This is a genomic window from Streptomyces sp. A012304 (genome assembly GCF_026008495.1).
Lineage (GTDB): Bacteria > Actinomycetota > Actinomycetes > Streptomycetales > Streptomycetaceae > Streptomyces.
On the sequence record NZ_BQUN01000096.1, the window covers coordinates 106,159 to 132,468 of the forward strand.

Below are 26,310 nucleotides of genomic sequence, written 5' to 3' on the forward strand. Positions count from 1 at the left end.
GAGGTCGAAGGCGCGCAGGGCCTCGATGATGGTGACGACCAGGACGACGGTGTTGGTGGGGCGCAGGGTCGGGAAGATGACGTTCTTGAACGTCTGCCACTCGTTCGCGCCGTCCAGCGCGGAGGCCTCGCGCAGGGCGGGGTCGACGCTCTTCAGGCCGGCCAGGTAGAGGATCATCATGTAGCCGGTGTGGCGCCAGGACGCGGCGACGAGGATCGCCCAGAGGTTGAGGTCCGGGTCGCCGATCCAGTCGATGTAGTGGCCCGGCTCGTTCGCGCCGATGAGGCTGTTGATCAGGCCGGTGTCGGGGTTGTAGACGAGCTGCCAGACGAAGCCGATGACGGCCATCGACACGACGACCGGGAGGAAGAACGCGGTCTGGTAGACGCGGCTGAAGCGGATCTTCTTGTCGAGCTGCACGGCGAGGAACAGGCCGAGCGGCGTCGGGATCAGGATCAGGACGACGAACCAGACGACGTTGTGCTGGACGGCCGGCCAGAACTGCGGGTTGTTGGTGAACAGCTCCTTGAAGTTGTCCAGGCCGACCCAGGTGATGGAGTCGAAGCCGATGCCGTCCCAGGTGGTGAAGGCCAGCGCGATCGAGGCGAGGGCCGTCACCCACACCAGGGTCACGTGCAGGATCGTCGGCAGCCCGGCCATCAGGCCGAGCGTGAGCCGGTCGCGGCGGGTCAGCAGGCGCCGGTGGCCCCGCGCGGGCCGCTTCGTCGGGGATGCCGTGCCCCGGGGCGGCACGGTGGCCGCCTCCGGGGTCTGCATGGGGGTGTCAGTGCTCATGTCGCTGTGAAGGCCGCCGTTCAGGAGGACGCGAAGATCGTCTTCTTCTGGCGCTCGATCGACGTCAGCAGGGCGTCGATGCCCTTGGGGTCGCGGACGAACTTCTGCAGCGCCGGCTGCATCACCGTGGAGGTGAAGTCGGGGCGGCTGTCGCGGTCCATGAACTGGGTGAGGTGCTTGGCGCCGGAGATCATCTCGTACGCCTTCTTCTGCAGAGGGCTGTACGAGGAGGTGTCGGCCTTGGTGGAGGCGGCGACGACGTTCGGGTCGGACTTGAGGTAGATCTGCTCGGCGGCGGGGCTGCCCAGGTACTCCAGGAGCTTGACGGAGCCGGCCTTGTTCTTCGGGGCCTTGGAGAGCATGAAGCCGTCGGTGGGCGCCTCGACGGTGTCCTGACCGAACTGCGGGTCGATCTCCGGGAAGGCGAAGAAGTCCAGGTCCTCGCGGTCGGCGGCGTTGGTGAACTGCTGGCCGACGAACGTGCCCAGCAGATACATGCCGGCCTTCTTGGACGCCAGGGTCTGCGCGGCGTCCTGCCAGGTGCGGCCGACGGCGCCTTCCTGGTGGTAGGGGAGGATCTCGGCCCACAGGTCGAAGGCCTTGCGGACCTTGGCGTCGGTCCAGGAGGCCTTGCCGGCCATCAGCTCGACGTGGAAGTCGTAGCCGTTGGCGCGGAAGTTGATCTGATCGAAGGTGCCGAGCGCGGGCCAGGCGTCCTTGTCACCGAAGGCGATCGGGACGAGCTTGTCCTTCTGCATCTGCTTGCACAGGGCGACGAACTGGTCCCAGGTGGTCGGGACGGTGTAGCCGTACTGCTGGAAGACGCTCTTGCGGTAAAAGATCGCCCACGGGTACGTGTACAGCGGGACGAAGTAGTACTTTCCGTCCTCGCCCTTGCTGAGGGCCTTCATCGCGTTGGGGAAGTTGCCGCCGATCTTCTGCCACACATTGTCGATCGGGGTGGCGAGCTTCTTGGCCGCGAAGAACTGCATGCGGTAGCCGGCGAACCAGTTGAACACGTCGTCCGGGGTGCCCTGGAGGTAGGAGTTGATCTGCTCCTGGAACGTGTTGTGGTCCTTGGTGTTCACGTCGACCGTGATGCCGGACTGCTTGGTGAACGCCGTGTAGATGTCGGCGAAGGCCTTCTTCGGCACCGCGTCGGACGCGTTGGAACCGACGGTGACCGTCTTGGGGTCGGCGGACGTGCCGCTGCCGCCGCAGGCGCTCAGCAGGGGTATGCCGGCGCCGAGGACGGCGGCACCGCCGATACCGCGCAGCAGGGTGCGACGGCTGGGGGAGACGGACGGGGTGGGGAAGAGGTCGCGCATGTACGGCTCCTGGGGACTGGTCCGGCCACGGGAGGTCCGGCTGAAAACCGATCCTGAAAACGATCAGAAATCAACTTGACCGAACACGTTGGCGCAATAACAACCGTGTGTCCGGTCATGCGTCAAGAGCAGTCACCTTGATTTGTCGAAACGTAATCGACACCACTTGTCCTGCTTCGGGGTGCGGAGTGTCCCGCTTCGGGAGTGGATCAGGGTTGGCGGGAAGTGGGGCGAGGGGCGTCAGCCGTGGGCGGAGCGACGCTCAGGAAACGGATCTGGACCGGCTGAAGACCGTGATTTTTCGGCCACTCCGGCGCCGCCGCATCCGCCCACGGTGCCCTCCGCGCGCCGAATCCCGCCCGGGCGCCGCGTCGGTCTGGAGCCACACCCGCACCTCGGCGCCGCCCAGCACGGACGACCCGATCCGCACGTCCCCGCCCGTCGACTCGGCGAGCCGGCGCACGATGTCCAGCCCGAGGCCGCCGGCGCTAGTGGAACGCGGACGGCGGTGGGGCCGGTGACGCCACCGCCGACGCGTCCACGACCGGTGCGGCGCCGCCGGTGAAGTCCAGCAGCGCGCGGCCGTGTTCGACGCGCCCCGGGTGCGGGTCGCTCGCCGCCCGGCGGGTCAGTTCGGCGACCGGCAGGGGCAGGTCGGAGGCGACGAGGACGGCGTTGCCGAACCGTTTGCCGCGCAGCACGGTCGGGTCGGCGACCAGGGCGAGTTCGGGGAAGCGGGCCGCGGCGGTGGCGATCTGGGCGCGCAGGTGCGCGAGCGGCGGCCCGTCGGCGAGGTTGGCGGCGTAGCAGCCGCCGGGTCCGAGGGTCCTGCGGACCTCGTCGAGGAACTCGGTGGAGGTCAGGTGCGCGGGGGTGCGGGCGCCGCTGAACACGTCCGCGATGACGAGGTCGGCCCATCCGTCCGGCACCTTGCCGAGCCCGTCCCGGGCGTCGACGGACCGCACCCTGATCCGCGCCCCGGGGTCCAGCGGCAGTTCCCGGCGGACCAGTCGGACCAGACTCGCGTCGCGCTCGACGATCTGCTGGGTGGAGCGGGGGCGGGTGGCGGCGACGTACCGGGCGAGGGTGAACGCGCCGCCGCCGAGATGGACGGCGTGCAGGGGCTTGCCGGGCGGCGCGACGAGGTCGATGACGTGCCCGAGCCGCCGCTGGTACTCGAAGGAGAGATACGCCGGGTCGTCGAGGTCCACGTGCGACTGGGGCGCCCCGTCGATGAGCAGTGTCCAGGCCCGCGCCCGGTCCCGGTCGGGCACGAGCTGCGCGAGCCCGCCGTCGACGGCCTCGGCGACCGCTGCGACGGCGTCCCGCTCGCGGCGGGCGTTCCTGGACCTTCCCATGCGGGCATTTTCGCAGGGCGGCGCGGCAGGGCGCTCACCGGCAGTTGTCCGCCGCCTCGATCGTCCGCGCCGCCTCTCCCAACGCCCGCCGCAGCACCGCGGGATCCGTCGCGAGGTCCGCCTCGCCGGGCGGCACCAGCCAGTCCGAGCCCTCGACCGTGGGCTCGGGGTCGAGTCTCAGTCCCCGCCCGTCGGTCTCCGTACAGGTACTGCCGGGGACGTCCCACGCGGCCGCGGTTCCCGGCGGGACGAGGAAGGCGAGGGTTCCGCCCCCGTCGTCGTGGAGTACGGGCCCCACCGCGTCCCCGGCCCCCCGGCGCAGGATGTCGACCACCTCCAGCCCGTGCCGGGTCGGCACCGTAACGAGGTCGCACGCCGTCACAGACGGCACACAAGGATCGTTGCTCTGGCTGGTCTCCATCCCGGCCTCCACCACGCAGCCCTCCTGCAGTCCACAGTGCCCAACGCGCCACGCCGTCAACGGCTACGGCGGAAGTCCGCCGCAAAGGATGGCACTTCATGGCGGATCTCGGATGAGATATCCGCTTTGTGGCCAAACACCGCGTGGCGGCCCAGTCGCAGCAGGTACGTTCTTGCCCGCCGGAGACCAGGGTGACGGGCCTCGACACACCGAGCGGTTCGCCCGGGGTCCGGCATGGTTCGACGGTTCGCACGAGAGGACCCGGCCATGGCGTCGTCAACGGTGACCCCACCCCGGCCCAACCGGCCCAACCTCGTCTTCCGCCACCTGCGCGGGCAACGCTCGCCGGCGGAGTTCGCCGCGCTGGTACGGCGGGCGGCGCGGGAGATCGGCGAGCGGGTCAGCTGCGACGCGCGCTACATCGGCCGGGTCGAGTCGGGGGAGATCCGCTGTCCCAACTACGCGTACGAGCGGGTGTTCCTGCACATGTTCCCCGGCCGCACGCTCACCGACCTGGGGTTCGCGCCCCGCTCGTCCGTACGCGGACGCGGGGCGCGCCCCACCGACGACGCGCCCCGCGCGCACACCCCGAGCCCGGCGCGCACCACCGGTGTGGCGCGGGGGGCGGATGAGTCGTGCGAGGCGCGCGAGCCGTATGACACGCAGGACCCGTACGACCCGCACCACAACCACGAGGAGAGCGACGTGCTGCGTCGCGCATTCATGACCGGCGGAGGCGCCACGGTGGCCGCCGCCTCGCTGGGCCCCTTCGGGTTCGCCCCGGACGCGTCGGCGGCGCGACGTCCCGCCCGCCGCTCCGGGGCGGGCGAGGCGAGCGCCCTGGAAGAAGCGGTCCGCAGGATCCGGCTGCTGGACGACCGGCACGGCGCCGACGGCCTCTACCAGCGCGCGGCGGCACCGCTGCGCGCCGCGTACGCGCTGCTGGACGCCGGCGCGACCCGGCAGGCGACCGCCGACCGGCTCCAGTCGGGCGCCGGGGAACTCGCCATCTCCGTGGGCTGGCTGGCGCACGACTCGGGCCGCTTCGACGACGCCCGCTCGCACTACGCGGAAGCCCTCGCGACCGCCCGGGTGAACGGGGACCAGGGACTGGAGGCGCACGCCTTCTGCAACACGGCGTTCCTCGCGCGCGACGCGGGCCGGCCCCGCGAGGCCGTCCGGGCCGCCCAGGCCGCCCAGCGCGTCGCCCGCCCCCTCGGCTCACCCCGGCTGATGTCGCTGCTCGCGCTGCGCGAGGCCGGCGGCTGGGCGGGGCTCGCCGACCGCACCGGCTGCCAGCAGGCCCTGGCCCGCGCCCAGGCCCTGTACGAGCGGGGCCCCTCGGACGCCGACCCCGAGTGGATGAGCTTCTACGGCGAGGCCGAGCTGGAGGGACTGGAGGCGCAGTGCTGGTCCACGCTGGGCGACTGGCCGCGCGCGGCCCGGCACGCACGGCGGGCGGCGCAGTCGCAGGACCCCCACTTCACCCGGAACATCGCGCTGTACACGGCCGAGCTGGCGGACGACCTCGCGCGCGGGGGACGGCCCGACGAGGCCGCGGCGGCGGGGATGCGGGTGCTGGAACTGCTGGGGCAGGTGCAGTCGTCCCGGATCCAGACGATGCTGGCGGGGACGGCGCGGGTGCTGTTGCCGCATCGGCGGGCGTCCGGGGTCTCGGAGTTCCTGGAGAGACACGCCTGCGCGCCCAGGGGCGTGTGAGGCGACCGCGGGCCGGGGCCGCTACCCCGCGAGGTGGCCCAGGTCGTTCCAGCTCTCTATCGCCGGTTCGCCGTACGCCCAGCCCAGGATCGACAGTGAGGTCGGGTTCAGACGTATGCGGGCCGCGAAGTCCAGGGGCAGGCCCAGCCAGCGGGCTCCGATGGACCGCAGGATGTGACCGTGGGCGAAGACCAGGACGTCCCGGTCCTCCGCCCGCGCCCAGGCGACGACCTCGTCCGCGCGCGCGGTGACCTCGGCGAGGCTCTCACCGTCGGGCACGCCGTCGCGCCAGATGAGCCAGCCGGGGCGGACGGCCTGGATCTCGGCGGGCGTCATGCCCTCATAGGCGCCGTAGTCCCACTCCATGAGCGTGTCCCACCGCGTGGCCCGCTCACCGAAACCGGCGATGTCGCATGTCTCACACGCGCGGGCCAGCGGGCTGGTGCGGACCTCGACGCCGGGGAGGCCGTCGAGCGGCGCCCGGTGCAGTCGCTCGCCGAGCAATTTGGCGCCGCGACGGCCCTCCTCCAGCAGCGGCACGTCGGTCCTGCCGGTGTGCTTGCCGGACAGTGACCACTCGGTCTGTCCGTGCCGGGCCAGCAGGATGCGCGGTGCCATGGCGAACCTTTCCGGGAGATCGCGAGGAGATGGAAGCGGAACCCCTCCATCATCGCTCACCCTGAACAGGGGCAACCCGGCGGGCGATCTCAGCGTCTTTGATGGCCGGGGGCGTCCGGAAGGGGCGCGAACACACGCCGTAAAGTGGCACGTCCGTGCCATCGGCACAGCAGCGACACGAAGGGGGAGGCGATCGGATGCCGCAGACCGAGACACCGGGCACCGAGGCGGTCGTGCCGACCCGGCTGCGCTGGTGGACGGAACTGCCGCTGATCCTGCTGGTGTACGCCTGCTACTCGGCGGGCCGACTACTGGCACGGGGCGACGTCACCACCGCGGTCGACCACGGCCTGGCGATCCTGCGGATCGAGAAGTTCCTGTACATCAACGCCGAACACCCGCTGAACCGCCTGTTCACCAACGAGGCGTGGATCGGTGTGCCGGCCGACTTCTGGTACGCGTCGCTGCACTACCTCGTCACCCCGGTGCTCCTGGTCTGGCTGTTCCGGTCGCGCTCCCTGCATTACCGGGCGGCCCGCACCTGGCTGATGACGTCGACCTTCATCGGCCTGATCGGCTTCACCCTGCTGCCCACCTGCCCGCCCCGGCTGCTCGCGGCGGAGTACGGCTTCGTGGACACCATGGCCCAGTACAGCTCGTGGGGCTGGTGGGGCGGTGAGGCGAGCGCGCCTCGCGGGCTGGGCGGCATGACCAACCAGTACGCGGCCATGCCGAGCCTGCACGTCGGCTGGGCGCTGTGGTGCGGCGTCATCCTGTGGCGGCACGGCGGCACCCGCGCCGCGAAGGTGGCGGGCGTCGTCTACCCGCTGGTGACGACGATCGTGGTGATGGGCACCGCGAACCACTACTTCCTCGACGCCGCGGCGGGCGCGGCCGTGATGGGCGCGGGCCTGCTGCTGGCGCCGCTGGTGATGCGCCGGGCGGACCGGCTGCGGGCGTGGAACGCGGCCCGTGTCGCGTCCGCCCCGGCCGCCGCTCAGGACGCTCAGACCTCGATTGTCAGTGGCGGATGCCAGACTTCCCCGGGTGAGCGAATTCCACGGCAGCGCGAGTCACGGTTCGGGCCCGGAGCCGAGCCGGATGCCTCCCCCTCGGACGCGGGGGACGGCGCTCCGGCAGCGGCTCGCTGAGCTGCGCGGTCCCGACGTACCGGCCAGGACGCTGGACGCCCGTGCCCTCGCGGCGCTCGCCGCGAACCCGGGGTGCAGGCGGCGCGCGATCCTCGACGGCGCCGGGGTGGACAAGGCGGCGTTGGCGAGCGCCCTGGGCTCGCCGTCGGCGTTCGGCCAGTCGCAGTTCGCCCTCACGCGCGGCAACGCCTTCGAGGCGAAGGTGAAGGCGGACGGCGGCGCGGAACTGCTGCGCCTGGTGCACGAGAAGCTGGACCGCGGTGCCGAACCGCCCGGCGCGGCGGCCGTCCCCGACCTGTCGGCGATCGGCCCGGAAGGGCGTACGGCGCGTACGGCGCTGGCGCTGCGCGAGGCCACCGGGGCGGCCGGCACCTGGACCCTGCTCGACCATCCGATGCTCGCGCTGGACGTCGCCGGCTCCCCCGCCTTCCTGGAGCCGGACGCGGTGGTGGTGCACCCGGACGGCAGCTGGACGGTCGTGGAGATCAAGTCGTTCCCGATGCTGGACGGCTCGGCGGACCCGGCGAAGGTCGGCGCCGCCGCCCGGCAGGCCGCGGTGTACGTGCTGGCACTGGAGGAGGTCGCCGCCCGCCTCGACCCCGCCCCCCGCGTGCGCCACCGCGTGCTGCTGGTGTGTCCCAAGGACTTCTCCAACCTGCCGACCGCCTCCGCCGTGGACGTCCGCAAGCAGCGCGCGGTCACCGCCCGCCAGTTGGCCCGCCTCACCCGCGTCCAGGACATCGCCGACGCCCTCCCCGAGGGCACCTGCTTCTCCCCCGAGCTGCCCGCCGACCGGCTGACGGCGGCCGTGGAGTCGGTTCCGGCGACGTACGCGCCCGAGTGCCTGTCCGCGTGCGAGCTTGCGTTCCACTGCCGCGAGCGTTCCCGCGCGGCCGGCGCGGTGACCTCCCTGGGCCGCCCGGCCCGCGCCGAACTGGGCGGGCTGACGACGGTCGCGGACGTGCTGGCGGCGGCCCGCGGGGAGGCCGGGGATCCGGACGACCCCGCGGTGGCGGCCCTGCGCCGGGCGGCGGAACTGCGCGCCGAGGCCCTGGGGGCGATGTGTCACTGATCGCCACCCTGGCCCGCCTCGAGGCCGTCGCCACCGGCCGCGCCCAGCCCGCCGCGACCGTCCGCCACCGGCACCTGTCCGAGCGGCCACTGGTGTTCGTGCCGCTGACCACCGCCGGTGAGGCCGGTGCGCCGCTGGGCGCGCTGGTGGGCACCGACCGGGACGCGCCCCGGCTGCTCGTCGTGCCGCAGCCCCGCGACCGCGACCAGCGGTTCGCGTTCCTGGCCGAACTGGCCGACGTGATCCTGCCGTACATCGACTCCTGCGCCGAGGCCGTCGAGGCCGCCGAGCGCACCGAGACCGACCCGGAGACCGGCAAGCGGGTCAAGGTCGAGGTCGAGCTGTGCGCCGACGCGCCGCAGCTGGTCGTGCCGAGCCGCGCGGGCGTCGACCTCGTCCGCCTGCTGGGCCGCTCCATGCGCTTTCGGCGTACGGCGGAGCAGGACCCGCAGACGCCGTATCCGGCGCCGCCGCGCGTGCCGCTGCTCGGGCGGTGGCTGACGCACTTCGGGGAGCGGGCCCGGGTGCCCGGCTCCTCGCTGCTGCTGGCGCTGACCGAGGTGCTGGGCCGGCACTGGGCGACCGGTCAGTCCGGTCTGGAGGACCAGCACCTGGGGGCACTGCTCGCCTGGATCGACCCGCCGGCGGGCCGGACGGGCGCCGAGGCCGCGCGCCACGCGGAGCTGGCGCGCGACGCCGACGGCCAGCTGCTGTGCCCGCCGGCCGGTCCGGCGACCGACCCGGCCTTCGACAACAAGCTGCTCGCCCCGGCCATCGAGCGCTACGACCGGGCGCGCACCGCCCTGGCCGCCGCGGAGGACGGGCTGGAGGCCGACGACCGGCTCGGCGCGCTGACCGCCGCCGAGCGGGAGATCCGGGCCCTGGTCGACAGCCGTACCCGGCCCACCTGGGACGCGGTGTGGCGGGGGCTGGACCTGCTGCGGGCGCTGCCGGAGGGGGCGCACGTGGAGGAGCGGTGGACGCGCGACCGGTGGTCGTTCACCGGCCACCGCGACCGGGTGGCGGCGGGCGAGCCCCCGCAGCCGCGCCGCGACGACGCGGTGACCGCCGCGAACAAGCTCGCCACGCGCGAGCGTGAGCAGGCCCGGCTGGAGGCGCAGGAGGCGCTGGACGATCCGCTGGTGATGGCGGGGCGGCGACTGGCCGGGGAGGCGTTCGCGGGCGAGGTCGTCGACGTGGTCATGACGTACAGCGAGGGCAAGCGGCCCAGCCCGCGCCCGCTGGTCACGGTCCGCACGGACGACCGGCCGCACCTCGCGGAGCGGGCGAAGGTGTTCCGGTCGCTGGGCGGCAAGCCGCAGACGGCGGAGTTCGTCGGGCGGGAGGACACGGCGGACTCGGCGGGCTCGGCGGGTGAGTGCCTGCTGGTGCTGCGGATCGTCGACAAGATGGGCCGCGGCAAGGAGCCCGAGGAGGGGGCGGTGCCGGAGAAGGGCGACCGGGTGTGCTTCACGCTCTTCGAGCACGAGCAGCGCGGCGGCGCGAAGCTGCCCGACCCGGAGGACACCCCGTGGACGCACGGCGGGCCGCCCGGCGAACAGGTCCTGGAAGCCGCCGATCCCGTCACCGAGGAGGACACCCTGTGACCACCGAGGCCGCCTTCGACCCCGGTACGGCCGCCGCCCGCGCCACCGACGCGATCCTCCGCGACACACTGCACGGCAGCGCGCGCGGGGTCGTCGTCGACTCCCCTCCCGGAGCGGGCAAGTCGACGCTCGTGGTGCGGGCCGCGCTGGAGCTGGCCGACGCGGGGCGCCCGTTGATGGTGGTGGCGCAGACCAACGCCCAGGTCGACGACCTCGTCGTACGGCTCGCCGAGAAGAGCCCCGAGCTGCCGGTGGGGCGCCTGCACAGCAGCGACGCCGACGCGTACGACAAGACGCTGGACGGCCTGGCGAACGTCCGGAAGTCGGCGAAGGCGGCCGACCTGGCCGGGCTGCCCGTCGTCATCTCCACGGCGGCGAAGTGGGCGCATGTGAAGGTCGACGAGCCGTGGCGGCACGCGATCGTGGACGAGGCCTACCAGATGCGGTCGGACGGTCTGCTGGCCGTGGCCGGGCTGTTCGAGCGGGCGCTGTTCGTGGGCGACCCGGGGCAGCTGGACCCGTTCGCGATCGTGGGCAGCGAGCAGTGGGCGGGCCTGTCGTACGACCCGTCGGCCTCGGCGGTGTCGACGCTGCTGGCGCACAACCCGGAGCTGCCGCAGCACCGGCTGCCGGTGTCCTGGCGGCTCCCGGCGTCCGCCGCACCCCTGGTCTCGGACGCGTTCTACCCGTACACGCCGTTCCGCAGCGGCACCGGCCACGGCGACCGTCGTCTCGCCTTCGGCGTCCCCTCGGACGGTTCGGCCGCCGACCGGGTGATCGACGAGGCCGCCGAGTCGGGCTGGGGCCTGCTGGAGCTGCCCGCCCGGCACACGCCCCGCACGGACCCGGAGGCGGTCCGGGCGGTCGCGACCGTCGTACGGCGTCTGCTGGACCGGGGCGGCGCGGCCACCTCCGAGCGCTCCCCCGACGCCACTGCCCTGACCGCCGACCGGATCGCCGTCGGCACGGCCCACCGCGACCAGGCGGCGGCGATCCGCGCGGCCCTGGCGGAGCTGGGCGTGGCGGACGTCACGGTCGACACGGCGAACCGGCTCCAGGGCCGCGAGTACGACGTCACGGTGATCCTCCACCCCCTCTCCGGCCGCCCCGACGCCACCGCCTTCCACCTGGAGACGGGCCGCCTCTGCGTCCTCACCTCCCGCCACCGCCACGCTTGCGTGGTGGTCTGCCGGGCGGGCGTCGGCGAACTCCTGGACGACTACCCGTCGACGGAACCGGTCCAGCTGGGGACGGTCGTGAAGTTCCCCGACGGCTGGGAGGCGAACCACGCGGTCCTCTCCCACCTGGAGGAACACCGGGTCCGCTGGAGACCGTGAGGGGGGGGTCGGGGTGGGGAACATCGTGGGGGGCCGGGGCCTTGGGAAGGGGTGGGTGTGCGGGGCCAGGCCCTCTTGCGTCGGCGGGGGACAATGGAAGGTGGTCCGCTCACCAGTGGTGCCATCCCGACCGCATGAGGAGGAGAAGACATGGCGGAGCCCACGCCGCGTCGGAACGAACCGCGGCTACGCCCCGCGCCCCTGCTCTTCGAGCCCGCCGAAGCGGCCGGTGACCCGGAGCACTTCTTCGATCTGGAGTCGATCGACGACCCACGGGCGCTGCTCGCGCGGGCCACGGAGCTGACGCAGGCGTTCCGCGCGGCGGCCGACCGCGCCATGGAGTTCCAGGCCATGGCGGCGGCCCAGCTCGCCGACCCGCGCCGGTTCGACCGGCTGACGCCGGCGGACATCGCCGAGCGGGCCGAGTGGACCGAGGACTACGCGAAGCGGATGGTCGAGTTCGGCCAGGATCTGCTGCGCGGCGACGTCGAGGGACGGGGGCACGTCGACCCCGTGTGAGCCCCCGGGTGAGCCGCTGTCCGACCGCCGGAACGCCGGCACATCACCGCCTGGCATATGCCGGGCGGGCAACATACCTCCTTCCCGTCCCTCCTGTCCCCATTTCCCGCAACCCTGGGGAATCATCCGCTCACAACCGGTAGACCTGGACGGTATGAGCAGGAGATGGGACGCCCCTTCGACCGACCGTTCCGACGCCGACGCCGACGCCGCCGGAGTCACCGCGGACGGCGCCGCCTGGCTGGCCTCCGCCGCGACCTACCCGCGCAGCACGCTCGCCCTCTGGGAGGAGCGGCCGCACGCCCCGGTCGTGCTGCCCTGCGGTTCCGTCTTCGACATCGTGAGCGCGCCCGCGATGTTCGGCCGGCTGATGCTGGACCGGCTGTGGAGCGAGGGGCCGGGCTCCGGGCCGGTGGCCGCGTTCCGGGGCCGGACCCTGCTGTTCGCGGCGCCGGGCACGGCCCAGCGGCTGCCCTCGCTGCTGGAGTGGGAGGAGTGGAGCGCCGACGGCCGCCCGGACGGCCGTACCGGCACCGTCCCTCCCCTGCTGTGCCACGGCAACGGCGACGCGGTGACCGTGCCCGCGCTCATCCCCGCGCCGGCCAGCGCCGCCACCCGCTGGATGGTGGCCCCGGACACCCGCCACCCCTGGCTGCCGGGCCCCGACATCCTGCTCTGGGCCGCCGTCCGGGCCGCCCGAGCAGCTGTGCGGATATCGATTTCTCACCCCGCCGACCAGGGTGCTAAGGTCTACGACGTCAGCAGGCGCCGCTAGCTCAGTTGGTTAGAGCAGCTGACTCTTAATCAGCGGGTCCGGGGTTCGAGTCCCTGGCGGCGCACGATGACGATGGCGAGACAGGTTCGCGGAAAGCGCGAAGCGGTCTCGCCATCTCTGTTTTCCCGTGTCGATGTCACGCTGCCGTGATCCGCACGGTCCACGCGCCCGACGCCGTTCGGCCCTCCACCTCCACGCGTACGTCCTCGCCCGGCACCGTGAACCTCTCGCCCAGGCCGACCGGGGCGTCCGCGAGGGGCGGATAGACCGAGTCCTCCCAGCAGGCCTCGCTGCGCGGATGGGCGTCGACCACCTCGACCGGGCCCCGGCCGGACGCCGCGCCGCTGCTGACGCGGTAGACGAGCACCCCGGCCCGGCAGGCCGAGCGGTCGTTGCCGACCGGGCCGCGCGCCTCGAAGGCGAGCGCGCTGTCGGCGCCGGTGCGCACCACCGCGAGCTTGGTGCCGTTGCCCAGCCCGAAGGCCGGCGCGCCGGAGGCGCGCAGCAGCGGCGCGCCCGGCCCGGCGGCCAGCGGCTCCAGCGTCAGCCGCGTGGGCGTCCCGGCCGGCACGCACACCACCTGGCGCGGCTCCAGCCAGCCCAGCTTCCACTTGTGCCAGGCGAACAGGTCGGGTGCCAGTCCGAACTGGCTGCCCATCAGGTCCCAGTCACCCACGTGCGTGTCCCAGTCGCCCTTGCCGTCGGCGGGGCGGTGGTAGAGGTCGGGCAGGTCGAAGACATGGCCGGTCTCATGGGCGAGGACCAGCCGGTCCGGCGGGTGCTGCTCGAAGACCGTGACGACACGCCGGATGTCCGTCCCGTCGGCCCGCAGCGGGCGTTCCATGTTGACGACCTTCGTGGCGTCCGAGTCGACACCGGGGGCGTCCGGGTCGGCGACGAAGTAGACGACGTCGTAGCGGGAGAAGTCGACCCGGCCGTCGGCGGCGGCGAGGGCGTCCCGCAGATAGGAGGCTCGGTGCTCGGCGCTCCAGTCACGCCGTATGGCGTACGCGGTGGACGGCTTCGGCATGCGGATCCAGCGCTTCAGCGGATGCGCACGCAGGGTGAACCTCCCGTAGGAGGCCTGCCGGAAGTAGGTGCTGGTGGCCGGGAAGTGGTCGGCGGCGAGTACGGCGGGCGAGGTCAGGGGGGCCCGGTCCGGGAAGGACAGGAAGATCATCACCGCGTCGAGGGCGCGGGCGGGCCGCGGATAGGCGGTGTTCCAGGTGTCCAGGCCTTCGGAGTGGTGGGCGTCGGTGCGCTTCAGGGCGCACGGAGGGGCCATGAGGGGTTCGGCGACCGAGGGGCCGCCGACGAGGGAGGTCGCGGCGAGCGCCGACAGGACGGTGAACACGGCGGCGGTGCTGCGCAGTCGGGGAGGCGGAAGCTGACGCGGCACGGAGACCTCCGGAAACGGTTCACGGGACACCGCATCCAGCCTGGGAGGATTTGTCGTACTGCGCCCTGTTTATCTGCACCAGATGAGTGAGGGCAGCCAATCCGGGCATCACTGTCGAGAACCCTCCAACACCCTGCGACACCCTCCGACACCCCGGAATACTCACGGAACGTCACAAGTGGTCGGCCGCCCGCAGAACCGGGCCACGTGCGGGCAGAAACGATCTGTCAGAAAGGCGGGTCGTTCCGGGACACTGGGCAGTGGCTGCGCAAGTCCGGGGCCAGCCTCTATGATCGGCACACTTTGCTGCGCGGACAGAGAACGAGTGCACTGCGGGAGCGAGCGGTGAGCGGAACGTCCGAAGGGCCGACGCCCGCGGCAGACCTCGACGGGTCCGCCGTCACAGAGAGTGACATCCAGGCGCCTCCCCGTAGGGAAGGCCGAGGTGAGCGGGGCGCGACGCGAGACACCGACCATGGGCCGCCGCCCTACCGTGCCGCCTTCGCGGCGGCACCGTTGGCCATGGCCGTCATCGACCGCGAGGGCCTGATCACCGACGCCAACGACGCGCTCGGCGCGCTGCTCGGCGGCGGGGCCACGGGCCTGGTCGGGCGGGTGGCGGCCGATCTGCTGGACCTGGCCTCCGACGCCCGCACCTGGCACGCCTACCGCGAGGTGCTGCGCGGCCGACAGGCGAGACTGCGCTGCACACGGCGGCTGAAACAGCCCGAGGGGCGCTCGCTGTGGACGCAGGTCACCGTCGCGCCGCTGGACGGCGACCCGGGCGGCATCCTGCTGTCCGTGGCCGACGTCAGCGCCCACCACGACCTCCAGGCGCGGCTGCGTCACCTCCAGATGCACGATCCGGTGACCCGGCTGCCCAACCGCACCCTGTTCTTCGAGCGGGTGTCGGGCGCGCTGGAGGCGGAGGCGTACGAGGAGAGCGGGACCGGCCGGATCGGTCTGTGCTACCTGGACATCGACGGCTTCAAGGCGGTCAACGACACCCTCGGCCACCGGGTCGGCGACCTGCTGCTGGCCGCCGTCGCGGAGCGGCTGACGGCGTGTGCGCAGGAGGCGGGGCGGACCCGGCCGAGCGTGCCGCTGGTGGCGCGGCTCGGCGGTGACGAGTTCGCGCTGCTGGTGGAGGACTCCACGGGCACCGAGCAGCTGGCCGACCTCGCGGAGTCCGTGCTGAAGGCGCTGCACGCGCCGTTCGACCTCGCCGGGCACCGGTTGAGCGTCTCCGCGTCGATCGGGGTCGTCGAACGGCTCGCGGCCGGCACCACCGCGACGGGGCTGATGCAGGCCGCCGACACCACGCTGTACTGGGCGAAGGTGGACGGCAAGGACCGCTGGACGCTGTTCGACCCGGAGCGCAACGCCCATCTGATGACCCGCCAGGCGCTGGCCTCCACGCTGCGGCCGGCGATCGAGCGCGGGGAGTTCCGGCTGGAGTACCAGCCGCTGGTCGGCATGGCGGACGGGCGGCTGCGGGGCGTGGAGGCGCTGGTGCGCTGGGACCACCCCCGGTTCGGGCCGTTGGCGCCGAATCGGTTCGTCGCGCTGGCCGAGGAGGACGGCTCGATCGTGCCGCTCGGCCGGTGGGTTCTGGCCACGGCCTGCCGGCAGGCCCGTGACTGGCAGTTGGAGAACCCCGACGAGCCGCCGCTGTTCGTCAGCGTCAATGTGGCGGTGCGTCAGGTGTGGGATTCGGACCTGGTCGCGGACGTGGCGGACATCCTCGCCGAGACGGAACTCGCCCCGGATCTGCTCCAGCTGGAACTGACCGAGTCCGCGGTGATGGGCTCGGCCGGGCGTCCCCTCCAGGCGTTGCAGGCGCTCAGCGACATGGGCGTGAACATCGCCATCGACGACTTCGGCACCGGCTACTCCAACCTCGCCTATCTGAGCCGGCTGCCGGTCTCCGTGCTGAAGCTGGACGGCTCCTTCGTCCGGGGCTTCCAGTACGAGGGCGCGGGCGCCCCGCCGAACCCGGCCGACGAGGTCGTCGTCGAGGCGATGATCGACCTCGCGCACCGGCTCGGCCTGACCGTCACCGCCGAGTGCGTGGAGACGTCCGCGCAGGCCACCCGCCTGCGCAGCATCGGCTGCGACACCGGCCAGGGCTGGCTGTACTCCCGCCCGGTGGCGCCGGATCGTATCTCCGAGCTGCTGGGGACGACGGCCTCCTACGCGGTCGGCAACCCGTAGGCGTCCGCGATCAGTTCGTAGCTGCGCAGGCGGAGTTCGCCGCGGTGGGCGTGGGTGGTGAGCATCAGTTCGTCGGCGGCGGTGCGCTTGTGGAGGTCGTCGAGGCCGGCGCGGACCTCGTCCGGTGTGCCGTGGACGATGTTGGCGGTCCAGGAGTCGACGAACTCCCGTTCCAGGGCGCTGTAGGTGTGGGCCTCCGCCTCCTGGGGGGAGGGGAACAGGCCGGGGCGGCCGCCGCGCAGACGGACCATGTTCAGGCCGGTGGCCAGGACCTGGCGGCGGGCCTCGCGTTCGTCGTCGGCGGCGAGCACGGACACGCCGATGAGGGCGTAGGGCTCGGCGAGGACCGCGGAGGGCCGGAAGTGGTCGCGGTAGAGGTCGAGCGCCGGGACCGTGTTCTGGGCCGAGAAGTGGTGGGCGAAGGCGAACGGCAGGCCGAGCAGGGCCGCGAGGCGGGCGCTGAATCCGGAGGAGCCGAGCAGCCAGACCGGGGGACGGTGGCGGGACTGGACGCCGCCGGGCGCGGTGGCCTGGACCGGACCGGGGACCGCGTGGATACGGCGGTAGGGGTGGCCGTCGGGGAAGTCGTCGTCCAGGAATCGGATCAGCTCGGCGAGTTGCTCGGGGAAGTCGTCGGCGCCCGCGTCCAGCGGCTCGGTGCGGCGCAGGGCGGCGGCGGTGGCGCCGTCGGTGCCGGGGGCGCGGCCGAGGCCGAGGTCGACGCGGCCGGGGGCGAGGGCCTCCAGGGTGCCGAACTGCTCGGCGATGACCAGCGGGGCGTGATTGGGCAGCATGACGCCGCCCGAGCCGAGCCGGATGCGGTCGGTGTGGGCGGCGAGGTGGGCGAGGATCACCGCGGGCGAGGAGGAGGCGACGCCCGGCATGGAGTGGTGCTCGGCGACCCAGTAGCGGTGGAAGCCGCGCGCCTCGGTGAGCCGGGCGAGGTCGACGCTGGTGCGCAGGGCGTCCGTGGCGGTGCGGCCGGATCCGACGGTGACCAGGTCCAGGACGGAGAGGGGGGCGGGGGCGGTGCCGTGCGTCGCCCCGCGGATGCCGTCGGGGTCCGAGCCTGTCGACTTCGCGCCTGCCGGCTGCTCTGTCGGCGGGTTCTCTCCCGCCCGGGTCTCGCCTGCCGTCACGGTTCCTCCTGGTCTCGGCCGTCCGCGGTCCTGCGGGCGCCAACAGGAGAGTGTCCCCGCTTATTCCCCCCGGGCCCTCGCTCCCGCCCGGTCACACCTGTACGAGCGGCTCCCGGGTGAACAGCGCGCCGAGCCCGGGCGCGTTCACCCGGCGGTCGGTCAGGCGCAGCGCCTCCCAGACGGTGACCTGGTTGGCGGTGAGGACCGGCTTGCCCAGCGTCTCCTCCAGGGCGGGCAGCCACGCGACCGTGTGCAGCGCGGTGTCGGGCAGCAGGACCGCCTGCGCGTCGGGCGTGTCGGCCCCCCGGGCGAGCGCGAACACCTCCCCCTCGCCCCAGGTGCCCACCTCCGCCGCCGTCACGATCCCGGAGCCGCGCAGCCCGGTCACCTCGATCCCGCCCGCCCGCAGGAACTCGGCGAACAGCTCCGCCACGTCGTCCGGGTAGGTCGCCCCGACGGCGACCCGGCCCGCGCCGATCTCCTGGGCGGCGTGCACGAAGCCGAAGGAGGTCGAGGAGGCAGGCATCCCGGCCGTCAGGGCGAGGGCGCGTACCTGCTCGTGGGCGCCGTCCCAGCCGTGCACGAAGCCGCCGCTGGTGCAGGCCCACACGATCGCCTCCGCCCCCGACAGCCGCAGCTGCTCGACGCCCGCCGCGAGCCGCTCCGGCGCGCCCATCTGCCGCAGCGCGTCGACGCGGTGCGCGTCCTCGCCGATGTCCGTGTGGACCAGGTCCACCCGGATGTCACTGCCCAGGAGCTGCTCGATACGGGGGTAGTCGTCCTCGGCCGAGTGGCCCGGGTAGAGGAATCCGAGTGCGGTCATGTCCAGCCTTCCTGCTGCTCTTCCGGCAGTGCGGGGGGCCACTGACGCGCCCCCTCGTCCAGCAGAGCCTGATACGGCCCCACGGCCCGGGTACCCAACCGGCGCAGCGCCGCCCACATCGTCACCTGGTTGGCCGAGATGACCGGTATGCGAAGTTCTGCCTCCAGTTGGGGGATCACGTCGTACGTCGGGAGGTTGGTGCAGGAGATGAACAGCGCGTCGGCGGCGCCGACGCCGTCAACGGGACGGCGCACCGCCCGCCGCGCCATGTCGGCGACGCTCCGGTAGGGCACCTTCCAGATGTGCCGGGTCAGGCCCATGAACGCGCGGCCGGTGACCGTGACGCCCGCCTGTCCGACGTACTCCTCCAGCGCCCGGGTCACCGACTCGGTGTACGGGGTGACCAGCGCCACCCGGCGGGCGCCCAGCTCGGCCAGGGCCTCCAGCAGGGCGCCGGACGTGGTCACGGACGGCATCGCGCCGGCCCGGGTCATCGCCTCGCACATCGCGCGCTCCCCCGCGAGCCCGCCGACGAAGCTGCCGGAGGCGCAGGCGTAGGCGACGGCCTCGGGGGTGACCGCGATCAGGGTGCGCACGGCGTCGCCGAGGGTCTCGTGCTCGCTGACCCGGCGCGCGAGATCCAGGCTCACCTCGACCGGCACGTAGGGCGTGCGCGTGAGGTGGAGCGAGACGTCGTCCGGGGTCCAGCGCCACAGCTCGCGGTCGAGCGCGAAGTCGAAGGGGGCGACGACGCCGAGGCCGCGCTGGGCGCCGGGGCCGCCGAGCAGGGTGACGTCCATGGCGGGCACCGCCCTCACCGGGAGTCGGGATGGGGCAACGGACGGACGACGGACCGGCAACGGACCGTACGGGCTGCCGTGTTGACGACGGTAGGTTCGGGTGCGAACGTGGTCAATCCGTGCACGTCAGACCCTTGGTCATCGCGCGCCGGGCGCGGGTCGCCGCAGGCCGGCCCGGTGGGCGCGTCCGCCCGGTCACGCACGTCCGCCCGATCACGCACGTCCGCCCGAGGAAGGGGAATCCGGATGTCCGCCGTCCCCACGCTCCTGGTCCTCGACGCCGAGCCCCCGCCCCGCCTGGGGCGGCTCACCGGGCGGGTGCGGGTGGTGCGCACCGACGAGGCCTCGCTCGCCGCCCGCCTGCCGGAGGCGGACGTGCTGCTGGTGTGGGACTTCACCTCGCACGCGGTGCGCGCCGCCTGGCCGGGTGAGGGGCCGCGGCCGGGCTGGGTGCACACGGCGAGTGCGGGCGTGGACCACCTGATGTGCCCGGAGCTGGCCGCGTCGGAGACGGTGGTGACGAACGCGCGCGGCGTCTTCGACGAGCCGATCGCCGAGTACGTGGCCGCGCTGGTGCTGGCGGCGGCGAAGGACCTGCCGCGCACCTGGGACCTCCAGCGGCGGCGGGAGTGGCGGCACCGGGAGGGCCGGCGGGTCGCCGGGACGCACGCGGTGGTGGTCGGCTCGGGGCCGATCGGCCGGGCGATCGCCCGCACGCTGAAGGCGCTCGGCGTGACCACGGCGGTCGTCGGCCGTGTCCCGCGCACCGGCATCCACGGGCCCCAGGACCTGGACCGGCTGCTCGCCCGCGCCGACTGGGTGGTCGCGGCGGCACCGCTCACCGAGGAGACCCGCGGCATGTTCGACCAGCGCCGCTTCGGGGTGATGCAGCCCTCCGCGTACTTCGTGAACGTCGGCCGGGGTCAGCTCGTCGACGAGGACGCGCTGGTGCGGGCGCTGGAGAAGCGGTGGATCGCGGGCGCCGCGCTGGACGTCCTCACGACCGAACCCCTGGCCGGGGACAGCCCGTTGTGGCGGGTGCCGGGTCTGCTGCTGTCCCCGCACATGAGCGGTGACACGGTCGGCTGGCGGGACGAACTCGGCGCGCAGTTCGTGGAGTTGTTCGAGCGGTGGGCGGCGGGCCGGCCGCTGCGGAACGTGGTCGACAAGAAGCGCGGGTACGTGCCCGGACACTGACGCCCTGGAGGGTGCATGACGGACCTCACGACCTTCACCGCCGGCCGGCTCCTCGACGGCTACCGCAAGGGCGAGTTCGGGCCCGTCGAGGCCACCCGCGCGGCGCTGGAGCGGGCGGAGCGGATCCAGCCGGAGGTGAACGCGTTCGTCCGGCTGCTGCCCGAGGAGGCCCTCGCGCGGGCGCGCGCCGCGGAGGAACGCTGGCGGCGCGGGGAGCCGGCCGGGCCGCTGGACGGGGTGCCGGTGACGGTCAAGGACATCCTGCTCCTCGCGGGTCACCCGACCCTGCGCGGCTCGAAGACCGTCGCGGCGGCGGGCCGTTGGGACGAGGACGCCCCCTCCGTCGCCCGGCTGCGGGAGGCCGGCGCGGTGTTCCTCGGCAAGACGACGACCCCCGAGTACGGCTGGAAGGGCGTCACCGACTCCCCGCTCACCGGCGTCACCCGCAACCCCCGCGACCCGTCCCGCACGGCGGGCGGCTCCAGCGGCGGCAGCGCGGCCGCCGTGGCCCTGGGCGCGGGCCCGCTGTCGCTGGGCACCGACGGCGGGGGCAGCGTCCGCATCCCGGCCGCGTTCTGCGGGATCTTCGCCCTGAAACCGACGTACGGCCGGGTCCCGCTCTACCCCGCCAGCGCCTTCGGCACGCTCGCGCACGTCGGGCCGATGACCCGGGACGCGGCGGACGCGGCGCTGCTGCTGGACGTCATCGGGGTGCCGGACTCCCGTGACTGGTCCGCGCTGGGCCCGGCCGGCGGGTCGTTCACGGCGGCGCTCGGCGGGGGCGTGCGCGGACTGCGGGTGGCGTACTCGCCGTCCCTCGGCGGTCAGGTCGCGGTGCGTCCGGCGGTGGCGGCGGCGGTGCGGCGGGCGGTGGAGCGGCTGGCCGGGATCGGCGCGTACGTCGAGGAGGCCGACCCGGACTTCAGTGACCCGGTGGAGGCCTTCCACACCCTGTGGTTCGCGGGAGCGGCCCGGGTGACCCAGCGTCTCGGGCCGCGCGAACGGGCCTCGCTCGACCCGGGGCTGCGGGAGATCAGCGCCCGGGGCGCCCGCTACAGCGCCCTGGACTATCTGGCCGCGGTGGACGTCCGCATGGACCTCGGCCGCCGGATGGGCCGCTTCCACGACGCCTACGATCTGCTGCTCACCCCGACGCTGCCGATCACCGCGTTCGAGGTGGGGGCGGAGGTGCCGCAGGGCTCGGGACACCGACGCTGGACGGGCTGGACCCCCTTCACCTACCCCTTCAACCTCACCCAACAGCCCGCCGCGACCGTCCCGGTGGGGGTGGACGGCGACGGACTGCCGGTGGGCCTGCAGATCGTGGCCGCCCGGCACCGCGACGACCTCGTCCTGCGGGTGGCGCACGCGCTGTACGAGGCCGGGATCACGTCCGGCGGAAGCTGAGCGTCTCGCCCGCCGCGCCGGTGCGCCACAGGTCGTTGCAGGCCTCGGCCATCTGCTCCAGGCCCTCGACGACCTGGCCCCAGACGATGCCGGGGACCCAGCCGACGTCGCCGTTCAGGAGCAGGTTGTTGCGCTCGTAGAACAGCGCCAGGTCGACCAGTGTCGTGCCGGCGCGGACCTCGCGGTCGTAGCCGTAGGCGCGGGTGCCCAACTCGGTGCCGGCGAAGGAGAAATAGCAAAGATCTCCTGGAATCGGGGTGACGGTCGGGTTTTCCAGTGGTGGTTCCGATGCCGCGAACGGCGGGAAAAGCGCGTAGATCTCGTTGCGGGCGTACTTCGCGTGATAGACGTCACCGGCCAGCGGCAGGGCGTTCCAGACGGCCGCGCAGGTGACCGGGGCGCGGTCTTCCAGCAGTTCTGCCGTGCAGTGGATTCCGTGCCGGGCCAGCGATACGTCGATGTAACGGTCAGCCATGTGGTCCATGGTGCATAACTCGTGCGGTCCCGGGTAGCCGCGCCGCCATGGCTCCACCGAACAGGCACGTCAGACAGAACGCACGCATACCGAGGCCCACTCGTCGGTCGCTGCTCGCGGGGGTGGCGGCGCTCGGCGCGGTGGGCGCGACGGGCTGCTCACGCGTGGCCACGGCCTCCTCCGCACCCGGCGGTGACCTGCTGGAACGGCTGCGCGCCCAAGGTGTCGTACGGCTCGGCATCGCGGGTGAGATCCCGTTTGGATACATCGACAGGGACGGGCATCTCACCGGCGAGGCGCCCGAGTTGGCGAAGGCGATATTCAAACGGCTCGGGGTGGACAAGGTCCAGCCGGTGCCCACCGAGTTCGGCTCGCTCATTCCCGGGCTGAATTCCCAGCAGTTCGATGTCGTGGCCGCCGGGATGTACGTCAATCCGGAACGCTGCGAGCAGGTGATATTCGCCGATCCCGACTACCAGATGCTGGATTCCTTCATCGTGCGGAAGGGAAATCCCAAGGATCTTCACAATTATCAGGACGTCGTGGAGAAGAAGGCGCGGTTCGCGACCGGAACCGGATACGCCGAGATCGAGTACGCCGTCGAGGCCGGGTACAAGGAGAGCGACATCCTCATCGTCCCGGACCAGGTCGCCGGTCTGAACGCCGTGGAGGCGGGCCGGGTCGACGTGTTCGCGGGGACCGCCCTGACCACCCGTGAGGTGGTGAAGAAGTCGTCCAAGGCGGAGGCGACCAAGCCGTTCGCCCCGCTGGTCGACGGCAAGCCGCACGTGGACGGCGGCGCGTTCGCGTTCCGGCTGACCGAGACCAGGCTGCGGGACGCCTTCAACGTGGAGCTGCGCCGGCTGAAGAAGAGCGGCGAGCTGTTCCGGATCCTGAAGCCGTTCGGGTTCACCGAGGCCGAGATGACCGACCTCACGGCGAAGGAGCTCTGCGGCGGATGACCTCCGGACTCTGGGACCTCGTCCTCAAGGGGATCTGGACGACCGTCCAGCTCCTGGTGTTCAGCTCGGCGCTGGCGGCGGCGGTGTCCTTCGTCGTCGGCATCGCGCGCACCCACCGGCGGTGGATCGTCCGCTTCCTCGCGGGCTTCTACACCGAGGTGTTCCGCGGCACCTCGGCGCTCGTGATGATCTTCTGGGTGTTCTTCGTGCTGCCGCCCGCCTTCGGCTGGCAGCTGGTGCCGATGTGGGCGGGCACGCTCGCGCTCGGCCTGACCTACGGCGCGTACGGCTCGGAGATCGTGCGCGGCGCGCTGAACGCCGTCGACCCCGCGCAGCGCGAGGGCGGGATCGCGCTCGGCTTCACGCCCGGGCAGCGGATGCGCAAGATCCTGCTGCCGCAGGCGGTGCCGGAGATGATCCCGCCGTTCTCCAACCTGCTGATCGAGCTGCTCAAGGGCACCGCGCTGGTGTCCGTCATGGGCATGGGCGACCTGGCCTTCAGCGGCAACCTGGTGCGCCTCGCGCTCCAGGAGAGCGCGGAGATCTACACGTACGTGCTGCTCATCTACTTCGTGATCGCCTTCCTGCTGACGCGGGTGATGCGAGGGCTCGAACACCATCTGAAGGCAGGTGTCCGATGAACTGGGACTGGAGTGCCGTCGGCGACTTCATGCCGCTGTTCTGGGACGGGCTGCTGGTCACCCTCCAGGCGCTGGTCCTCGGCTCGCTGATCTCCTTCTCGCTGGGGCTGGTGTGGGCGCTGCTGATGCGGGTGCCGACCCGGTGGGTGCAGTGGCCGGTCGGGATCGTCACGGAGTTCGTCCGCGACACCCCGCTGCTGGTGCAGCTGTTCTTCCTCTTCTACGTGCTGCCCGAGTGGGGCCTGACCCTCTCCGCGATGGCCACCGGTGTCGTCGCGATCGGCCTGCACTACTCGACGTACACGATGCAGGTCTACCGGGCCGGTATCGAGGCGGTGCCCGCCGGCCAGTGGGAGGCGGCGACCGCGCTGAACCTGCCGAGGACCCGCACCTGGCGTGCGGTGATCCTGCCGCAGGCGATCCGCCGGGTCGTGCCGGCGCTCGGCAACTACGTCATCGCGATGCTCAAGGACACGCCGATGCTGATGACGATCACGGTGCTGGAGATGCTGGGTCGGGCGCGGCTCTTCGCCCAGGAGCACTTCCAGTTCACCGAGCCCGTCACGGTGATCGGCGTGGCCTTCATCGTGGTCTCCTACCTCGCCTCCCTCCTCCTGCGCACCCTGGAGCGACGCCTTGTCCGTTGACACCAGCAAGTCCCCCGCCGACGCCGCCCCCCGCGGCACCGAGCTGATCCGCCTGGACAATGTCACCAAGCGGTTCGGGGAGAACACCGTCCTCGACCACCTCGACTTCTGTGTGGAGCCGGGCAAGCACGTCACCCTGATCGGCCCCTCGGGCTCCGGCAAGACCACGATCCTGCGGCTGCTGATGACCCTGACCAAGCCCGACGAGGGCACGATCACCGTCGACGGGCAGCAGCTGTTCCCCGCGCCGGAGAAGCAGGTCCGCGAGGTCCGCAAGAAGATCGGGATGGTGTTCCAGCAGTTCAACCTGTTCCCGAACATGACCGTCCTGAGAAACGTCACCGAGGCGCCGGTGACCGTGCTGGGCCTGTCGAAGGACGAGGCGGAGCAGCGGGCGCGCGAGCTGCTGGACATGGTGGGCCTCGCCGACAAGTGCGACACCAAGCCGTCCCGGCTCTCCGGCGGGCAGCAGCAGCGGGTGGCGATCGCCCGGGCGCTGGCGATGCGGCCGCAGGTGCTGCTCCTCGACGAGGTGACCTCCGCCCTGGACCCCGAGCTGGTCGCGGGCGTCCTCGACGTGCTGCGGGACATCGCCCGCAGCACCGACATCACGATGCTCTGTGTGACCCACGAGATGAACTTCGCCCGCGACATCTCCGACCAGGTACTGATGTTCGACTCCGGGCGGGTGATCGAGTCGGGCCCGCCGGAGAAGATCTTCGCCTCGCCCGAGCAGGAGCGGACCCGGGAATTTCTCAGCGCCGTTCTGTGACTACCTGCCGTGATCGAGCGATCACCGCAGGTTGCGGCGGCGGGGAATGACTGTGGCATATGCCAACGGGTGGTACCGCAGTTGAGGCGTCCGAAGCGGTATCAGATTCTCGCCGACAACCCCTCCCCGCCGCGCCCCCGGCCGTTATCGTGGACGTGATTCGCCGTCCGGATCACGGCCAGAGAAGCGACCGCAGGGGGAAGACCGTGGCGCTGAAGCACGAGCCGACCACGCCCAACCACTCCGCCCAGGACGCCCTGCGCGTCCTGGAGTCGGTGGCCCGCCACACCACCGGCGTCACCGACACCGAACTCGCCCGCGAGACCGGCCTCGGCACGGAGCGACTGACCACGCTCCTGCGGATGCTGCGCCGCGAGGGATACGTCGAGCAGATCAACGACGGGCCTATGTCACCGGGGCCACACTGGCCCGCCTGGGCTCCTCGGCCCACCGCGCGCAGGCCCTGCGCGAGAAGCTCCAGCACACCCTGGACCGGCTGCGCGACTCCGTCGGCGCCGCCGTCTACATCAGCCGGTACGTCGACGGCGAGATCAAGGTCGACCAGTACGCCGACAGCCCGGCCACCCCGGTCGTCAACGAGTGGGTCGACTTCCGCTGCTCCGCCCACGCCACCGCGATAGGGAAGAGCCTGCTGACCCAGCTCGACCACAACGGCCGGCGCGACCACCTCTCCCGGCACAAGTTGTCCCGCCTCACCTCGCGCACCATCACCAGCGACAAGCTGCTGCTCTCCCGGCTGGCCGCCCAGCCGCCCTCGGTCCCGGTGCTCGACCTCCAGGAGTACGCCGTCGGCACGGTCTGCGCGGCCGTCCCGATCACCGCCGGCTCCTCGGTGGGCTGCCTGGCCCTGTCCCTGCCCGTCGAACACGCCCACCGCCTGCGCCAGGCCGCCGACACCCTGAACCGCAACGCGACCCCGGTCCTGCTGTCCCTGGCGATCTAGGGAGCCTCCCGCGAGGACCGCCCTGGCGGGCGGTCCGGAGCACCCCCGGAGACCAGGTAGTATTTTCTTCGTCGTCAGCCGCCGAGAGGCGGAAGGCGGGAGTCATGCGCCGCTAGCTCAGTTGGTTAGAGCAGCTGACTCTTAATCAGCGGGTCCGGGGTTCGAGTCCC

At 72.5% G+C, this 26,310-nt stretch carries 24 protein-coding genes, 1 tRNA gene and 2 pseudogenes; 16 read left to right on the top strand and 11 right to left on the bottom strand.

What is annotated here, in order from left to right; genetic code table 11:
• The 5 genes and pseudogenes from ALMP_RS21425 to ALMP_RS21445 all read right to left on the bottom strand — a co-directional run.
• Positions 1-795 (bottom strand): carbohydrate ABC transporter permease (locus ALMP_RS21425; RefSeq protein ID WP_264930709.1); only part of this gene is annotated, 795 nt, incomplete at its 3' end.
• A 20-nt stretch (positions 796-815) separates the two neighbouring features.
• Positions 816-2,123: an ABC transporter substrate-binding protein gene (locus tag ALMP_RS21430; RefSeq protein WP_264930710.1), complete on the bottom strand. Its 1,308-nt coding sequence runs from the start codon at positions 2,121-2,123 to the stop codon at positions 816-818.
• Between the two features lie 262 nt (positions 2,124-2,385).
• Positions 2,386-2,619 (bottom strand): annotated as a pseudogene (locus ALMP_RS21435) (ATP-binding protein); the annotation flags it as partial.
• Positions 2,612-3,481, bottom strand: a complete 870-nt coding sequence (locus tag ALMP_RS21440) for a spermidine synthase (RefSeq protein ID WP_264930712.1) — start codon at positions 3,479-3,481, stop codon at positions 2,612-2,614. The pseudogene ALMP_RS21435 and the gene ALMP_RS21440, both read right to left, overlap by 8 nt.
• Before the next feature lie 34 nt (positions 3,482-3,515).
• Entirely contained in the window at positions 3,516-3,902 is a 387-nt protein-coding gene (locus ALMP_RS21445; protein WP_264930714.1) for a hypothetical protein, read from the bottom strand.
• Positions 3,903-4,169: 267 nt separating this feature from the next.
• Here ALMP_RS21445 and ALMP_RS21450 point away from each other — a divergent pair, with 267 nt between their 5' ends.
• The gene (locus ALMP_RS21450; RefSeq protein WP_264930716.1) at positions 4,170-5,621 is read left to right on the top strand and encodes a hypothetical protein; all 1,452 of its coding nucleotides are present in this window, start codon (positions 4,170-4,172) and stop codon (positions 5,619-5,621) included.
• Between the two features lie 21 nt (positions 5,622-5,642).
• On the opposite strand, the gene ALMP_RS21455 is transcribed toward ALMP_RS21450, so the two are convergent.
• Positions 5,643-6,239, bottom strand: a complete 597-nt coding sequence (locus tag ALMP_RS21455; RefSeq protein ID WP_264930717.1) for a histidine phosphatase family protein — start codon at positions 6,237-6,239, stop codon at positions 5,643-5,645.
• 197 nt (positions 6,240-6,436) lie between these two features.
• On the opposite strand from ALMP_RS21455, the gene ALMP_RS21460 reads away from it, so the two are divergent.
• From ALMP_RS21460 to ALMP_RS21490, 7 genes are all read left to right on the top strand, one after another.
• Complete coding sequence (locus ALMP_RS21460; RefSeq protein WP_264930718.1) at positions 6,437-7,390, top strand: phosphatase PAP2 family protein; 954 nt, start codon at positions 6,437-6,439, stop codon at positions 7,388-7,390.
• Positions 7,341-8,462, top strand: a complete 1,122-nt coding sequence (locus tag ALMP_RS21465; protein WP_264930720.1) for a hypothetical protein — start codon at positions 7,341-7,343, stop codon at positions 8,460-8,462. The genes ALMP_RS21460 and ALMP_RS21465 overlap by 50 nt, the downstream gene beginning before the upstream one ends.
• Positions 8,453-10,069: a hypothetical protein gene (locus ALMP_RS21470; protein WP_264930722.1), complete on the top strand. Its 1,617-nt coding sequence runs from the start codon at positions 8,453-8,455 to the stop codon at positions 10,067-10,069. The genes ALMP_RS21465 and ALMP_RS21470 overlap by 10 nt, the downstream gene beginning before the upstream one ends.
• Positions 10,066-11,406, top strand: a complete 1,341-nt coding sequence (locus ALMP_RS21475) for an AAA domain-containing protein (RefSeq protein WP_264930723.1) — start codon at positions 10,066-10,068, stop codon at positions 11,404-11,406. Before ALMP_RS21470 ends, ALMP_RS21475 begins: the two co-directional genes overlap by 4 nt.
• A 150-nt stretch (positions 11,407-11,556) precedes the next feature.
• Entirely contained in the window at positions 11,557-11,925 is a 369-nt protein-coding gene (locus ALMP_RS21480) for a hypothetical protein (RefSeq protein WP_264930725.1), read from the top strand.
• Between the two features lie 154 nt (positions 11,926-12,079).
• Positions 12,080-12,700 (top strand): bifunctional DNA primase/polymerase, encoded by a 621-nt coding sequence (locus tag ALMP_RS21485; RefSeq protein WP_264930727.1) that lies wholly within the window; start codon positions 12,080-12,082, stop codon positions 12,698-12,700.
• Positions 12,691-12,764: transfer RNA gene (locus tag ALMP_RS21490), tRNA-Lys, on the top strand. Before ALMP_RS21485 ends, ALMP_RS21490 begins: the two co-directional genes overlap by 10 nt.
• Before the next feature lie 72 nt (positions 12,765-12,836).
• On the opposite strand, the gene ALMP_RS21495 is transcribed toward ALMP_RS21490, so the two are convergent.
• Positions 12,837-14,099: a M6 family metalloprotease domain-containing protein gene (locus ALMP_RS21495; protein WP_264930730.1), complete on the bottom strand. Its 1,263-nt coding sequence runs from the start codon at positions 14,097-14,099 to the stop codon at positions 12,837-12,839.
• A 345-nt stretch (positions 14,100-14,444) separates the two neighbouring features.
• On the opposite strand from ALMP_RS21495, the gene ALMP_RS21500 reads away from it, so the two are divergent.
• A complete protein-coding gene (locus ALMP_RS21500) occupies positions 14,445-16,313 on the top strand; it encodes a bifunctional diguanylate cyclase/phosphodiesterase (RefSeq protein ID WP_264930731.1) in 1,869 nt (622 codons plus the stop codon).
• On the opposite strand, the gene ALMP_RS21505 is transcribed toward ALMP_RS21500, so the two are convergent.
• From ALMP_RS21505 to ALMP_RS21515, 3 genes are all read right to left on the bottom strand, one after another.
• Positions 16,292-17,365, bottom strand: coding sequence for an LLM class flavin-dependent oxidoreductase (locus tag ALMP_RS21505; protein WP_264930966.1), 1,074 nt, complete (start codon positions 17,363-17,365; stop codon positions 16,292-16,294). The two genes, ALMP_RS21500 and ALMP_RS21505, sit on opposite strands and share 22 nt — an antisense overlap.
• 178 nt (positions 17,366-17,543) lie before the next feature.
• A complete protein-coding gene (locus ALMP_RS21510) occupies positions 17,544-18,275 on the bottom strand; it encodes a decarboxylase (RefSeq protein WP_264930733.1) in 732 nt (243 codons plus the stop codon).
• A complete protein-coding gene (locus ALMP_RS21515; RefSeq protein WP_264930735.1) occupies positions 18,272-19,075 on the bottom strand; it encodes an aspartate/glutamate racemase family protein in 804 nt (267 codons plus the stop codon). Before ALMP_RS21515 ends, ALMP_RS21510 begins: the two co-directional genes overlap by 4 nt.
• 246 nt (positions 19,076-19,321) lie before the next feature.
• Here ALMP_RS21515 and ALMP_RS21520 point away from each other — a divergent pair, with 246 nt between their 5' ends.
• Complete coding sequence (locus tag ALMP_RS21520) at positions 19,322-20,272, top strand: D-2-hydroxyacid dehydrogenase (protein WP_264930737.1); 951 nt, start codon at positions 19,322-19,324, stop codon at positions 20,270-20,272.
• 15 nt (positions 20,273-20,287) lie between these two features.
• Positions 20,288-21,679, top strand: coding sequence for an amidase (locus ALMP_RS21525; RefSeq protein ID WP_264930739.1), 1,392 nt, complete (start codon positions 20,288-20,290; stop codon positions 21,677-21,679).
• Here ALMP_RS21525 and ALMP_RS21530 read toward each other — a convergent pair.
• Positions 21,660-22,154, bottom strand: a complete 495-nt coding sequence (locus ALMP_RS21530) for a DUF3830 family protein (RefSeq protein ID WP_264930741.1) — start codon at positions 22,152-22,154, stop codon at positions 21,660-21,662. The genes ALMP_RS21525 and ALMP_RS21530 overlap by 20 nt on opposite strands.
• A gap of 47 nt (positions 22,155-22,201) precedes the next feature.
• Between ALMP_RS21530 and ehuB the strand changes: the two genes are divergently transcribed.
• The 5 genes and pseudogenes from ehuB to ALMP_RS21555 all read left to right on the top strand — a co-directional run bounded on the left by ehuB (position 22,202) and on the right by ALMP_RS21555 (position 26,140).
• The gene (ehuB, locus tag ALMP_RS21535; protein ID WP_264930743.1) at positions 22,202-23,116 is read left to right on the top strand and encodes an ectoine/hydroxyectoine ABC transporter substrate-binding protein EhuB; all 915 of its coding nucleotides are present in this window, start codon (positions 22,202-22,204) and stop codon (positions 23,114-23,116) included.
• Positions 23,113-23,757: an ectoine/hydroxyectoine ABC transporter permease subunit EhuC gene (gene ehuC, locus ALMP_RS21540; protein WP_264930744.1), complete on the top strand. Its 645-nt coding sequence runs from the start codon at positions 23,113-23,115 to the stop codon at positions 23,755-23,757. Before ehuB ends, ehuC begins: the two co-directional genes overlap by 4 nt.
• Positions 23,754-24,404 (top strand): ectoine/hydroxyectoine ABC transporter permease subunit EhuD, encoded by a 651-nt coding sequence (ehuD, locus tag ALMP_RS21545; protein ID WP_264930746.1) that lies wholly within the window; start codon positions 23,754-23,756, stop codon positions 24,402-24,404. The genes ehuC and ehuD overlap by 4 nt, the downstream gene beginning before the upstream one ends.
• Positions 24,394-25,176: an ectoine/hydroxyectoine ABC transporter ATP-binding protein EhuA gene (gene ehuA, locus ALMP_RS21550; RefSeq protein WP_264930748.1), complete on the top strand. Its 783-nt coding sequence runs from the start codon at positions 24,394-24,396 to the stop codon at positions 25,174-25,176. The genes ehuD and ehuA overlap by 11 nt, the downstream gene beginning before the upstream one ends.
• Positions 25,177-25,382: 206 nt before the next feature.
• Positions 25,383-26,140 (top strand): annotated as a pseudogene (locus ALMP_RS21555) (IclR family transcriptional regulator).
• Positions 26,141-26,310: the final 170 nt, after the last annotated feature.

Coding starts and splice junctions, on each gene's coding strand:
- ALMP_RS21430 (WP_264930710.1), bottom strand. CDS start 2,123: ATGCGCGACCTCTTCCCCACCCCGTCCGTCTCCCCCAGCCGTCGCACC.
- ALMP_RS21440 (WP_264930712.1), bottom strand. CDS start 3,481: ATGGGAAGGTCCAGGAACGCCCGCCGCGAGCGGGACGCCGTCGCAGCG.
- ALMP_RS21445 (WP_264930714.1), bottom strand. CDS start 3,902: ATGGAGACCAGCCAGAGCAACGATCCTTGTGTGCCGTCTGTGACGGCG.
- ALMP_RS21450 (WP_264930716.1), top strand. CDS start 4,170: ATGGCGTCGTCAACGGTGACCCCACCCCGGCCCAACCGGCCCAACCTC.
- ALMP_RS21455 (WP_264930717.1), bottom strand. CDS start 6,239: ATGGCACCGCGCATCCTGCTGGCCCGGCACGGACAGACCGAGTGGTCA.
- ALMP_RS21460 (WP_264930718.1), top strand. CDS start 6,437: ATGCCGCAGACCGAGACACCGGGCACCGAGGCGGTCGTGCCGACCCGG.
- ALMP_RS21465 (WP_264930720.1), top strand. CDS start 7,341: ATGCCTCCCCCTCGGACGCGGGGGACGGCGCTCCGGCAGCGGCTCGCT.
- ALMP_RS21480 (WP_264930725.1), top strand. CDS start 11,557: ATGGCGGAGCCCACGCCGCGTCGGAACGAACCGCGGCTACGCCCCGCG.
- ALMP_RS21485 (WP_264930727.1), top strand. CDS start 12,080: ATGAGCAGGAGATGGGACGCCCCTTCGACCGACCGTTCCGACGCCGAC.
- ALMP_RS21510 (WP_264930733.1), bottom strand. CDS start 18,275: ATGACCGCACTCGGATTCCTCTACCCGGGCCACTCGGCCGAGGACGAC.
- ALMP_RS21515 (WP_264930735.1), bottom strand. CDS start 19,075: ATGGACGTCACCCTGCTCGGCGGCCCCGGCGCCCAGCGCGGCCTCGGC.
- ALMP_RS21520 (WP_264930737.1), top strand. CDS start 19,322: ATGTCCGCCGTCCCCACGCTCCTGGTCCTCGACGCCGAGCCCCCGCCC.
- ALMP_RS21525 (WP_264930739.1), top strand. CDS start 20,288: ATGACGGACCTCACGACCTTCACCGCCGGCCGGCTCCTCGACGGCTAC.
- ALMP_RS21530 (WP_264930741.1), bottom strand. CDS start 22,154: ATGGCTGACCGTTACATCGACGTATCGCTGGCCCGGCACGGAATCCAC.
- ehuB (WP_264930743.1), top strand. CDS start 22,202: ATGGCTCCACCGAACAGGCACGTCAGACAGAACGCACGCATACCGAGG.
- ehuC (WP_264930744.1), top strand. CDS start 23,113: ATGACCTCCGGACTCTGGGACCTCGTCCTCAAGGGGATCTGGACGACC.
- ehuD (WP_264930746.1), top strand. CDS start 23,754: ATGAACTGGGACTGGAGTGCCGTCGGCGACTTCATGCCGCTGTTCTGG.